11 protein-coding genes and 1 pseudogene are annotated in these 11,094 nt (G+C 74.9%); 6 read left to right on the top strand and 6 right to left on the bottom strand.

The window, feature by feature from the left end:
• Positions 1-164: 164 nt before the first annotated feature.
• On the top strand, positions 165-2,135 hold the full coding sequence (locus LCN96_RS56495) for a CHAP domain-containing protein (protein ID WP_263657465.1): 1,971 nt from the start codon (positions 165-167) through the stop codon (positions 2,133-2,135).
• Positions 2,136-2,214: 79 nt separating this feature from the next.
• The gene (locus LCN96_RS10720) at positions 2,215-2,994 is read left to right on the top strand and encodes a hypothetical protein (protein ID WP_225272441.1); all 780 of its coding nucleotides are present in this window, start codon (positions 2,215-2,217) and stop codon (positions 2,992-2,994) included.
• Here the strand turns inward: LCN96_RS10720 and LCN96_RS10715 are convergent.
• From LCN96_RS10715 to LCN96_RS10705, 3 genes are read right to left on the bottom strand one after another with little or no spacing between them, the layout of a single operon-like run.
• Positions 2,978-3,799, bottom strand: coding sequence for a TIGR03619 family F420-dependent LLM class oxidoreductase (locus LCN96_RS10715; protein ID WP_225272440.1), 822 nt, complete (start codon positions 3,797-3,799; stop codon positions 2,978-2,980). The genes LCN96_RS10720 and LCN96_RS10715 overlap by 17 nt on opposite strands.
• On the bottom strand, positions 3,796-4,740 hold the full coding sequence (locus tag LCN96_RS10710; protein WP_225272439.1) for an acyl-CoA dehydrogenase family protein: 945 nt from the start codon (positions 4,738-4,740) through the stop codon (positions 3,796-3,798). Before LCN96_RS10710 ends, LCN96_RS10715 begins: the two co-directional genes overlap by 4 nt.
• A complete protein-coding gene (locus tag LCN96_RS10705) occupies positions 4,737-5,831 on the bottom strand; it encodes an acyl-CoA dehydrogenase family protein (protein ID WP_225272438.1) in 1,095 nt (364 codons plus the stop codon). Before LCN96_RS10705 ends, LCN96_RS10710 begins: the two co-directional genes overlap by 4 nt.
• 46 nt (positions 5,832-5,877) lie before the next feature.
• Between LCN96_RS10705 and LCN96_RS10700 the strand changes: the two genes are divergently transcribed.
• Positions 5,878-6,912 (top strand): helix-turn-helix domain-containing protein, encoded by a 1,035-nt coding sequence (locus tag LCN96_RS10700; protein WP_225272437.1) that lies wholly within the window; start codon positions 5,878-5,880, stop codon positions 6,910-6,912.
• Positions 6,913-6,922: 10 nt separating this feature from the next.
• On the opposite strand, the gene LCN96_RS10695 is transcribed toward LCN96_RS10700, so the two are convergent.
• Positions 6,923-7,882 carry an alpha/beta hydrolase gene (locus tag LCN96_RS10695; RefSeq protein WP_225272436.1) on the bottom strand — a complete coding sequence of 320 codons (960 nt, stop codon included), beginning with the start codon at positions 7,880-7,882 and terminating at the stop codon, positions 6,923-6,925.
• A gap of 95 nt (positions 7,883-7,977) precedes the next feature.
• The gene (locus LCN96_RS10690) at positions 7,978-8,646 is read right to left on the bottom strand and encodes a type 1 glutamine amidotransferase domain-containing protein (RefSeq protein ID WP_225272435.1); all 669 of its coding nucleotides are present in this window, start codon (positions 8,644-8,646) and stop codon (positions 7,978-7,980) included.
• A 9-nt stretch (positions 8,647-8,655) separates the two neighbouring features.
• On the opposite strand from LCN96_RS10690, the pseudogene LCN96_RS57370 reads away from it, so the two are divergent.
• From LCN96_RS57370 to LCN96_RS10680, 3 genes and pseudogenes are all read left to right on the top strand, one after another.
• Positions 8,656-8,850, top strand: a pseudogene (locus LCN96_RS57370) (LysR family transcriptional regulator); the annotation flags it as partial.
• A 108-nt stretch (positions 8,851-8,958) separates the two neighbouring features.
• Positions 8,959-9,576 carry a LysR family transcriptional regulator gene (locus LCN96_RS10685; RefSeq protein ID WP_397351871.1) on the top strand — a complete coding sequence of 206 codons (618 nt, stop codon included), beginning with the start codon at positions 8,959-8,961 and terminating at the stop codon, positions 9,574-9,576.
• Positions 9,577-9,635: 59 nt separating this feature from the next.
• Positions 9,636-10,364, top strand: coding sequence for a dienelactone hydrolase family protein (locus LCN96_RS10680; protein ID WP_225272433.1), 729 nt, complete (start codon positions 9,636-9,638; stop codon positions 10,362-10,364).
• Here the strand turns inward: LCN96_RS10680 and LCN96_RS10675 are convergent.
• On the bottom strand, positions 10,352-11,092 hold the full coding sequence (locus LCN96_RS10675; RefSeq protein WP_225275955.1) for an ABC transporter ATP-binding protein: 741 nt from the start codon (positions 11,090-11,092) through the stop codon (positions 10,352-10,354). The two genes, LCN96_RS10680 and LCN96_RS10675, sit on opposite strands and share 13 nt — an antisense overlap.
• Between the last annotated feature and the right edge of the window lie 2 nt (positions 11,093-11,094).

Below are 11,094 nucleotides of genomic sequence, written 5' to 3'. Positions count from 1 at the left end.
GTTTCTCCGGGGGACGTGCGCAACCTGGGGTTACGACTTGATAACCTCACTCAGCACGGAAGACGACAGGCCTCCGGTTTTGTCACACCAGTCCCGGGTTCCCCTCCTTACCCAGTGCTGCGTGGATAAACCCGGTCTTGCCCGGAAGGTGCCCCCATACTTCCATGACGCCAGAGATCCAGAAGTACATCGAACTGCTCGAGAGCCAGCTCGGGTACTCGGAGAAGTCCGGGTCCTACACCAAGTTCGGCGACTGGTACGGCAAGAACGTCGAGTTCGACGCCGACTACAGTGCGGCGCCGTGGTGCGACATGTACCTCTCGTGGGCCGCCCACAAGCTCGGCTACGAGGAGTGGATCGGGCAGTTCGCGTGGACGGTGGCGCACGCCGAGTGGTTCAAGGAGCAGGGGGCCTGGGGCAAGACGCCCAAGCCCGGCGCGTTCGTCTTCTACGACTGGAGCGGCTCCAACGACATCGACAACATCGACCACGTCGGCGTCGTGACGCGGGTCGAGGGCGGCAGGATCCACACGATCGAGGGCAACATCGACGGTGGCGTCGCCAAGCGCAAGGAACGCGACACGAGCAAGGTGGTCGGGTACGGCTACCCCGACCGCATCAAAGAGCGGCTCGACGCCGCCGCGGCGGCGAAGAAGGCCAAGGAGCAGGCGAACCAGGTTGGCACGCTCCAGATCCCCGAGGAGTCGCTCAGCTCGCTGATCCCCAGGGCGGAGGCGGGCCATTCCGCCCAGTTCCCCCAGGGCACGGGCCGAATCCAGGCGCAGAACCCGACCCCGGAGCAGCCGGCGGCCAGGGGCCAGGTCGAGGGCCGGACCCCGGCCGAGGCCCAGGGGCGGTCCGGGGCCGAGGCCGCGGACTCCGCCGCCGAGGGCCGCTCGGACTCCGCCACCCAGCCGTCGGGCCCCCGCGCCGGCGCGACGCCGGAGCCGGCCGCCACGCAGCAGAGCCCGCAGGCCGCCGCCTCCCCCGCCCCCGGCGCGGTCAAGAAGGGCAAGCACGCCAAGCCCGCCACGGCCGACACCGAGGCGGCCACCGCCGAGCCGCTGCCGTCCCACACCGACACCTCCGCGACCGGGCCGCTGCCCGCCATCGACTCGCCGACGCTGATCGGCTCCGCGCTGGTCGCCGCGCTCGCCCTGCTCGCGGTGGCCAAGACCCGCCGCCTGCGGCTGAGCCCGGCCGCCGCCACGGCGGGCAAGCCGGCCCGCCCGTCCCGCGCCAAGGGCCGCCGCCGTCGCCGCGGGACCGCCCCTGTGACGGCCGTCGCCGCCGTGAACACCGCGGTGGAGCTGCGCGAGGACGCCGACCGGCTCGCCACCGCGGCCGCCCTGCGCTCCCTCGGCGCCGTGGACGCCGTCACCGACACCCGCGAGGACGCCGCCTCGCACGTCCTCGACTCCGTCACCGCCTCCCAGACCCGCCACCGCGCCACCGGCCGGAGCGCCGCCCGCCACGCGGCGGGCAGGGACGCCGCCGCCCGCCACGCAGCAGGCAGGGACGCAGCGGGCAGGGACGCCGAGCGGCACGTCACGAGCCAGGGCGCGGCCCGCTCCGGCGGCGCCCGGCACCGCAAGCTGCCCCTGGAGACCAGGCCGTTCGACCTCACCACCGACGCCCCGCAGCACCACCGCAACACTTCGGACGCGGCCTCGTTCCCCCAGGACCACCGGCCCGGTTCAGCCCCGTTCACCCCGGCCTTCGACAGCGAGCCGTACGAGCCGGACTTCGACCAGAGCCGGTTCGCGTTCACCGACCAGACCGGCCCGCTGGAGCGCATCACGCTCTTCGACGAGACGGGCCCGCTGGAGGTCGTCCTGGACACGGGCCCGCTCCAGCGCCTGGTGGACACCGGCCCGTTCGAGCGCATCCTCATCCCCGGGGCGACCAGCGCGTTCGACGCCTTCAGCCCGCCGCGCAGCAGGCGCGGCAGGCGGGGCGGCGGCGACCTCCTCGACTCCCCCGAGCTCGCCGCCTACCGGGGCAGGCGCAGGCGCGCGGGCGCGGAGGAGCACGCGGGACACGCGCCGGACGTCCCGCTCAGGGGCCGCCGCCACCGCAGGACGCACGCGCAGGACGAGCAGCGCCTGGTCGGCGGGGGCCGCCACCGCGCCTGACCAGGCACAGGGAACTCCCTTCCGACGGCTGTCGTTGATCCGTCCAGTGATCACCGACCCACACACAGCTGGGAGCACCTTGTCGCAGACCGCCGTCCGCGCCACCTCCTTCGGCCTGGCCGTCCTCCTGACCGCCGGCTGCGCAGCCACCGCCTCCGAGGCGCGACCGGCACCGCCCACGAGGACGGCGACGCAGCGGAGCCAGGGCGTCGTCGACCACGCCCGGATCTGCCTCGCGCAGGTCACCAGGCTCAGGGTGGCGGACCAGCGCTGCGACGACCGTGAGCAGGGCCACGTCTGGTTCTACGTCCCGGTGACGTCGGCGGTCCCCGCCGTCGGGACGGCGGCGGCCGAGGGCCTCCCCTACGCGCCGCCCCGCCGCCCCTACCGGGCCTCGGCGAAGGGCGGTTCGGGGCAGGGCGTCCTCGTCGCCGATGACGGGGATCGCGTCAAGATCTGCGTACGGGTGACCACGCGCGTCCGGGTCCCCGACGAGCGCTGTGACGACCGGCTCGACGGCCACGACTGGTACCACCTGCCGATGGAGCGCCGGGTGCCCGCGATCGGCGGGAAGGCCGAACGGGGCACGTTCGTCCCGCCCGGCTCCGTGGCGACGTTCAGGGCGCGGCCCGGCGGCGGCAAGGGCAGCAAGGCCGCGATACGGCCGGCCACCAGCCCTCCCGGGACGGCCGAGCCGCGCCCCACGCGGTCCACCACGACACCACGCCCCACAAGCAGGCCCACCACCAGGCCCACCACCAGGCCCACAGCCAAGCCCACGGTCCAGCCCGCCCCGACGAGATCGCGGAAGTGCCGGACGGTCAGGTCGGGCGGCAGCTCCACTACGAGGTGTTCCTGACCCCGTACTCCTCGGCGAAGGCGGCCAGCCGGGACACCGCGTCCCTGCTGCGCGTCCAGGGCCGGACGATCAGCCGCTCCACCCCGAGCGCCGCCCAGTCGCCCACCTCGGCGGGCGAGGCCAGCTCGTACGCGTGCGCCGTCGCCGGCACCCCCGGGCCGAGCCGGGCGAGCTGCGGCTTGATCGACTCGATGGTGTGCGGCATGCTGATCCACCCGTCGCACAGCGTGGCGGCCCTGCGCAGCGCGGCGGCAGACTCGCCGCCGGCCAGCACGGGCAGCCGCCGCTGCACCGGCTTGGGCTCGAAGGCCACCTCGGGGAAGCTGTAGAACCGCCCGGAGTGGGCGACCAGCGGCTCGCTCCACAGCCGCCTGACCACCTCTATCGCCTCGTCCAGCCGCGCGCCCCTGGTCGCGAACGGCACTCCGGCCGCCTCCCACTCCCCCCGGTACCAGCCGGCCCCGACCCCGCAGACGGCCCGGCCGCCGGAGACCACGTCCAGGGTGGCGAACGCGCGGGCCGAGACGAACGGGTGGCGCAGCGCGAGGAGCTGCACGGCGGTGCCGAGCCGGACGCGGGTGGTGAAGGCGGCCAGCCAGCACAGGTAGGCGGGCGCGTCGAACAGCGGCGTCCGCGGCTTGATCCCCGGGTCGGTGGTGCCCGGGTAGACGGCCAGGGACAGGTCGGTGGCGAAGACGAGGTGCTCGGGCAGCCACACCGACTCGAACCCCAGCTCGTCGGCCGCCACCGCCACGTCCTTCCAGGCGGCGGGGTGCACCAGGCCGAGGGGGACACCGAACTTCACGGGCGCCGCCCCGTGATCGCGGTGCGCAGGCGTTCGCGGTGGGCGGCCGTGGTGCCGTACGCGGCGGACAACGACCAGGCCCGGGCGAGCCAGAACCGCAGGTCCAGCTCCTCGGTGTAGCCGATCGCGCCGTGGACCTGCAACGCGACCCTGGCGGCCAGCGTGGCGGCCTCGCCGGCGGCGGCCTTGGCGGCGCTCGCGTCCCGCTCGGCGCTGCCGGCGTCCACCGTCAGCGCCGCCCGGTACACCAGCGGCGCCGCGAACTCCACGGCCACGGCCACGTCGGCGAGCTGGTGCTTGACGGCCTGGAAGGAGCCGATCGGCGCGCCGAACTGGGTCCGCACGCGGGCGTAGCCGACGGTGACCGCGAGCAGCTCCCTGGCGACCCCGACGAGCTGCGCGGCGGTGGCCACGGTCGCGCGGGCCAGCACCGGCGCCACGGGCCCTGCGAGGGGCTCGGAGCGGGAGAAGGCCACCTCGAACAGCGGCCTGCACGGGTCAACGCCGCGCCGGGGCGCGAGCCGTACGTCCTGGCGCGGGACCACCCGTGCCCGGCCGTCCCGCACCACCACCAGCAGGTCGGCCAGGTCGGCGTCGGCCGCGTACGCCTGCCCGGGCGGCAGCACGCCGACGCACACCGCGCCGGCGGCCAGCTTGGGCACCTCGGCGAGCAGGCCCGGCGCCACCACGGCGGTCTCCACGACCGGCCCGGGCAGGCAGGCGCGCCCGGTCTCCTCCAGGGCGGGCAGCACGTCCACCAGGCCGAGCCCCAGCCCGTCCGTCTCCTCGGGCAGCAGCAGCCCGAAGAACCCCAGCGCGGCGAGCTGCTCCCACGCGGGCCGCCGCTCGGTGCGCAACGAGCCTGGCGGGCAGTGCGTACGCAGCACGTCCCGTACGGTCGCCGCCAACGCGAGCTGATCCTCACTGAAGCCGAAGTTCATCGCGGCAGCCCCAGCACCCGCTCGGCGACGATGCTGCGCTGGATCTCGTTCGTGCCCGCGTAGATGGGCCCGGCCAGCGAGAACAGGAACCCGTCGAGCCAGTCCTCGGCCCTGTCCCCGAGCAGCTCCAGGGCCAGCGCGTGCATGCGCAGGTCCAGCTCGGACCAGAAGATCTTGCCCAGGCTGGCGGCGGAGCCGATCTCCTCCCCGGCCATGATCCGCCTGGCCGTCCCGAACGTGTGCAGCTGGTACGCCTCCGCCTCCACCCGGCAGCGGGCGGCCCGGTCGGCGAGCACCGGGTCGGCGTCCCCGGCCAGCTCGACGAGCCGGTCGGCGGTGGCCAGGAACCGGCCGGGGCTGCGCAGGGTCAGGCCGCGCTCGGAGGAGGTGGTGGCCATCGCGATCCGCCAGCCCTGGCCCACCTCGCCCAGCACCATCGACTCGGGGGTGAACACGCCGTCGAAGCGCAGCTCGGCGAAGCCGGGCAGCCCGTCGAGCTGCGCGATCGGGCGTACGGCGACGTCGGTCATGGGGAACATGAAGTAGGTCAGCCCCCGGTGCCGCGCCCCCGAGGTGCGGAAGAGGCCGAAGCCGTGGGTGGCGAAGGCGGCCCGGGAGCTCCACGTCTTGTGCCCGTACAGCCGCCAGCCGCCCTCGCAGGGCTCGGCGCGGGAGGTGAGGGCGGCCAGGTCGCTGCCCGCCTCGGGCTCCGACCAGGCCTGGGCCCACACGTCGTCGCCCCTGGCCATCCGGGGCAGCCAGTGCTCGCGCTGCTCGGGGGTGCCGTGGCGGAGGAGGGACGGGCCGAGCAGGAAGATGCCGTTCTGGGTGACGCGGGCGGGGCAGCCGGCGGCCCAGTACTCCTCCTCGAAGATCAGCCAGTCGATGAGGGAGGCGCCGCGCCCGCCGTACTCCTCGGGCCAGGAGACGACGGACAGCCGCGCGCCCGCCAGCTCCGCCTCCCAGGCGCGGTGTGCGGCGAAGCCGTCGGCGGTGTCCATGGGGGGCAGGGGCGGCGGGGCGTGCCCGCCCAGCCAGTCGCGTACCTCGGCGCGGAAGGCGAGCTCGGCCGTGGAGTAGTCGAGATCCACAGAAACCAAACTAGCGCACGCTTGGTATCGTGGCCAGGCTAGTCTGGTGCTCGTGCAGGGACTGCTGCTGCGGCTCTCGACCCTCGACTCGGACGCGGAGAGCGCGGTGCGGGTCATCGCCTACTTCGACTCGCTGGTGCGCGACCACGTCAGCGTGCCGGTGCTGCTCACGGCCACGGCCCGGCTGACGCAGTGCCCCGTCGGCCTGCTCGACGCGGCCACCGGCCGGCGCACCCGCGTCGCCGCCGACGGCTCTGTCGACGGAACCGTCGTCACGCCCGCCGTGCCCGGCTCGGCCCGGGAGCTGAGCTCCGGGCTCGGGGCGGTCTGGATGGAGCGCGAAGGGCCCGCGCACGGCCTCGACGAGATCGTCCTGGAGCGCTACGCGGCGGCGGCCGAGGTCACCCTCGAACGCGCCGCCGCGCTCGCCGGTACGCCGAAGGACCCGGCTCTGGTCGAGCTGGCGCTGTCGGCCGAGACCGGCGAGGCCGAGCGCGCCCGTGCCCTGCGCCTGCTCGGCTTCGACCCGGCCACCCCGCTGCAGGCCCTGGCCATCGCGCTGCCCGGCCAGGAGCCGGCCTCGGGGCTACGGGCGATGGGGCACCACGTGCGCGCCGCCACGATCGGCGACACGGCGGCGGTCCTGGTCGCCACCGCCCTGGAGGTCGGGCTGCCCGAGGGCGCCAGGGTCGGCATCGGCCCCGAGCTGCCCGGCGCGCGGGCGGCCGAGTCGTGGGCCGGCGCCCGCACGGCGCTGCGCTTCACCGGCCCGCACGACCTGGTGATGCGCTGGTCGGACCTGGGGGCGCTGGCCCTGTTCGCCGACCTGCCCGAGCAGGCGATCGCGGGCCTGCCCGACGTGCGGGCGATGTCCCGGCTGGGTGAGGAGGCGCTGCTCGCGGTGCGCGCCCTGTGCCTGGCCGGCTCGGTGCGCGGCGCCGCCCAGGCCGTCCACCTGCACCACAGCTCGCTGGCCGCGCGCATCGCCCGCGCGGAGTCCGTGCTGGGCTTCTCCCTGGGCGACCAGCCGGGCCGGATGCGCGCCCACCTGGCCCTGGCCCTGGTCCGGCTGCTCTCCTGACCTCCGCCGATCAGATCCCGAACGCCCGCTTGAGCGCCGCCTCGCGCGCCTGCCGCGCCCTGACGCTCAGCGCCGCGCCAGGCACCAGCATGTCGAACCCGTGGAAGGCCCCCGGATACAGGTGGAACTCGGTCGACACCCCGGCCCGCGCCAGCCGCAGCGCGTAGTCGGCGCACTCATCCCTGAACACCTCCAGCTCCCCCACGTCCACGAACGCCGGCGGCAGCCCCGACAGGTCGGCGGCCCGGGCCGGCGCCGCGTACGGTGACACGTCGTCGGCGCCGATCCGGTCGCCGAGCAGCGCCGTCCAGCCGAAGAGGTTGGCCTGCCTGTCCCAGACCACGGCCTCGGCGAACTCGTGGCTGGACGGCGTGGTGTTGCGGTCGTCGAGCATCGGGCAGACGAGCAGCTGGAAGGCCACCTCGGGCCCGCTCCTGTCCCTGGCCAGCAGCACGGTCGCGGCGGCCAGCCCGCCGCCCGCGCTGGCGCCGCCCACGGCCAGCCTGCCCGGGTCGATGCCCAGCTCGGCGGCGTTCTTGACGGTCCAGACGAGACCGGCGTAGCAGTCCTCGACGGGGGCGGGGTGCGGGTGCTCGGGCGCCAGGCGGTAGTCGACGGAGACGACGACCACGCCGAGCCGCTCGACGTACTCGATCATCGGCCCGTCGTCGCCCTCCGGCATGCCCATGATCATGCCGCCGCCGTGGATCCAGTAGAGCGCCGGGCGGCCCTGCCCCGGCTCCTCAGGCCGGTAGATCCGCACGCGGACGTCCGGCGCCCCCTCGGGCCCCGGGATCATGCGGTTCTCGATCGAGATCCGCGTGTCGGGCGCGGGCGCGGCGGCCATCATCGCGTTCATCTGCGCCCGCGCGCCAGGCAGGTCCGCGAACACGGCGGACAGGTCACCGGGCGGCATCGGGAACTGCTCGATCCCGGCGCGCAGCTCCGGATCGAGGTTGGGGTGGGCCATGGGGGTTCCCTTCCACGGGGGCGGTCGCATTACTCCTCGATGGTCGGATCACACGCCCTTGCCGCACAACCGCCATCCGGCGGCGATTGTCCGCCTCAGACCCGCCGTTCGGCGAGCAGCTCGACGACCTGCTCGGCCAGGGGGGCGGCGCTGGCCGGGTTCTGGCCGGTGGCCAGGCGGCCGTCCACCACGACCTGGGCCTGCCAGTTGTCGCCCGGCTCGTGGGTCGCGCCGCGCGCGACCAGGGCGTCCGCCAGCAGGAACGGCACGACGCCCGCCACGCCGCGCAGCTCCTCCTCGGCGTTGGTGAAGGCCGCCACCCGCTTGCCCGCCACCAGGTACGACCCGTCGGACAGCGTCAGGTTCACCAGCGCGGACGGGCCGTGGCAGACGGCCGCCACGACGCCGCCGCGCTCGTACACCTCGCGCCCGATCCTGATCACGTCGGGGTCGTCGGGGAAGTCCCACATGGTGCCGTGGCCGCCGGCGTAGAGCACGGCGTCGTAGCGGGCGGCGTCCACGTCCGCCAGGCGGGCGGTGTCGCGCTGCTCGGCCGAGGCGACGAAGGCGGCCTGGGCGGGGTCGCCGGGGTCGTAGCCGTCCTGGGGCGGCTCGCCGCCCTTGACGCTGGCCACGTCCACCTCGAAGCCGGCCTTGCGGAAGATCTCCCACGGGTGGGCGGCCTCGGGCACGTAGTATCCGGTCCGCTCCACGCCGCCGAGGTCGTCGTGGCTGGTCAGGGCGATGAGTACACGCTTGGTCATGCACTCAGGATGACTCCGGCGAGCCATCAGCAACAAATCACCGGAACCGCCCCGAGCCATCAGAATACTGATATGTCACCGCTCTCGCTCGACCTGCTGCGCACCTTCCTGGCCGTGCACAGGACCGGCTCCATCACCGCCGCCGCCCAGACGCTCGGCCTGTCGCAGCCTGCCGTGACCGCGCAGGTCAAGGCGCTGGAGGCGACGCTGGACCGGCCGCTGTTCGACCGGCTGCCGCGCGGCGTCGCGCCCACGCCCGCCGCCGACGAGCTGGCCCGCCGGGTCGCGCCGGGGCTGGACGCGCTGGACGAGGTGGTGGCCTCGGAGCTGCCGACCGACGAGCCCGTGCATCTGGGCGGGCCCGCCGAGTTCCTGAGCGAGGTGGTCATGCCGATGCTGGCCCCGCTCGTCCGTGACGGGCTGCGGCTGCGCGTCACGCTGGGGCTGTCCGACGACCTCCTGCACGACCTGGCGGCCGGGCGGCTGGACCTGGTGCTGTCCACGATCCGGCCCCGGCTGCGCGGGGTGCAGGCGGACCCGGTCTACGACGAGGAGTTCCTGCTGGTCGGCGCCCCGGACGCGGGGCCGCCGCCGCGGCCGCTGGTCGCCTACGCCGAGGACCTGCCGATCGTGCGGCGCTACTGGCGCACCGTGTACGGCCGCCGCCCGGCCATGTCGGCCCAGGTCGTCATGCCCGACCTGCGCGGCGTGCTGAGCGCGGTCCGGGCGGGGATGGGCGTGTCGGTGCTGCCGTCGTACCTGTGCCGCCGGGACCTGGCGGCGGGCACGCTGGTGACGCTGGCCGAGCCGGCGGAGGCGCCGATCAACACCGGCTATCTCGCGGTCCGCGCCGGCGCGCGGGCCAGGCCCGCCGTGGCCCGCGTCCGCGAGCACCTGATGCGGGAGCTGCGCGCCGCCCAGTCGTTCTGACCGGGCTCCTCAGCCTGCGACCTGGATAGCCTGGATCGTCCACGGGCATGCTGGTTCCCATGTGCCATTCCACCGACAGCAGGCCGCCCGCACCGCCCGTCCAGGGCGAGGTGGCCTCACACGAGCAGACCGAGCTGACCGCCGCCGACGGCAACCGGCTACTCGCCTACCGGGCCGAGCCCGCCGAGCCGAACGGCCGCAACATGGTCATCCTGCCCGACGTGCGCGGTCTGCACCCCTTCTACCGGGACCTGGCCCAGCGCTTCGCCGAGGCGGGGTTCCGGACGATCGCGATCGACTACTTCGGCCGTACGGCGGGCCTGGGCTCCCGCGACGACGACTTCGCGTTCATGCCGCACGTCCAGCAGGTCACCCTCGAAGGCGTGCGGGCCGACGTGCGGGCGGCCACCGACGCACTCGGCGGGCCCGTCTTCACCACGGGCTTCTGCCTGGGCGGCGCCCTGTCCTGGTGGCTGGCCGCCGGCGGCAACGGCCTGTCGGGCGGCATCGGCTTCTACGGCGCGCTGCGCTTCATCGAGGCGCCGGAGTCGGGGCCCGGCGCGCCGCTGCTCCTGCTGCGGGGCGGGGCCGACACGGCGTCCTCGCCCGAGGAGTTCGCCGCGTACGAGGCCGCGCTCGACCGGGTGGGCACCGAGCACGAGACGCACATCTACGAAGGCGCCCCGCACTCGTTCTTCGACCGCTCCTACGGCGAGTGGGCCGAGGCGTGCCAGGACTCCTGGCGGCGGATCCTGTCGTTCACCGAGCGGCACGCTCAGCCCAGATAGGCCGCCCGCACGACGGGGTCCTCCCGCACCTGCGCGGGCGTGCCGGTGGCGATGACCTTGCCCAGGTCCAGCACGACGATCCGGTCACAGGTGTCCATCACGAACCCCATGTCGTGCTCGACCAGCAGCACGGTCGTGTCCAGGGACCTGACCACCTCGGCCAGGCGGGCGCTCTGCCCGGCGTCCAGCCCCGAGGTGGGCTCGTCGAGCAGCAGCAGGCGGGGCCGGTCGGCCAGGGCCCTGGCCAGCTCGACGAGGCGGCGCTGGCCGACGGGGAGCGCGGCGGCGTAGGCGTCGCGCAGCTCGGTGAGCCCGCACAGCTCCAGCACCTCGGCCACGCGCTCCTCCCGCCGCCGCTCCAGCCGCCGCCTGGCCGGCCAGCCTGCCAGGTCGGCGGCGAGCCCGCCTCCGCCGCCGTGCCAGTCGAGCGCGGCCAGCACGTTCGCGGCCACGGTCAGCCGGCCGAACACCTGGGTGCGCTGGAACGTGCGGCGCAGCCCCGCCCTGGCCCGCTTGATCGCCGGCACCGCCGTCACGTCCTGGCCGTCGAGGCGCACCCGCCCCTCGCCCGGCCTGCGCAGCCCCGACACCACGTCGAAGAGCGTGGTCTTGCCGGCCCCGTTCGGCCCGATCACCCCGCAGACCAGGCCCCGCCCGACCTCGAACGTCACCCCGTCCAGCGCCCTGACCCCGCCGAACGCCACCGACACGCCGTCCACGGCCAGCATGC

It is taken from the genome of Nonomuraea gerenzanensis (genome assembly GCF_020215645.1).
Taxonomy (GTDB): Bacteria; Actinomycetota; Actinomycetes; order Streptosporangiales; family Streptosporangiaceae; genus Nonomuraea; species Nonomuraea gerenzanensis.
Note: the sequence above shows the minus strand (reverse complement) of the source record. Positions and strands in the feature narration are given on the sequence as shown.

What these genes read in the sequence shown, in the direction of transcription:
- LCN96_RS10680 (WP_225272433.1), top strand. Translation starts at nt 9,636, where the DNA reads ATGTGCCATTCCACCGACAGCAGGCCGCCCGCACCGCCCGTCCAGGGC.
- LCN96_RS56495 (WP_263657465.1), top strand. Translation starts at nt 165, where the DNA reads ATGACGCCAGAGATCCAGAAGTACATCGAACTGCTCGAGAGCCAGCTC.
- LCN96_RS10710 (WP_225272439.1), bottom strand. Translation starts at nt 4,740, where the DNA reads ATGAACTTCGGCTTCAGTGAGGATCAGCTCGCGTTGGCGGCGACCGTA.
- LCN96_RS10695 (WP_225272436.1), bottom strand. Translation starts at nt 7,882, where the DNA reads ATGGCCCACCCCAACCTCGATCCGGAGCTGCGCGCCGGGATCGAGCAG.
- LCN96_RS10690 (WP_225272435.1), bottom strand. Translation starts at nt 8,646, where the DNA reads ATGACCAAGCGTGTACTCATCGCCCTGACCAGCCACGACGACCTCGGC.
- LCN96_RS10675 (WP_225275955.1), bottom strand. Translation starts at nt 11,092, where the DNA reads ATGCTGGCCGTGGACGGCGTGTCGGTGGCGTTCGGCGGGGTCAGGGCG.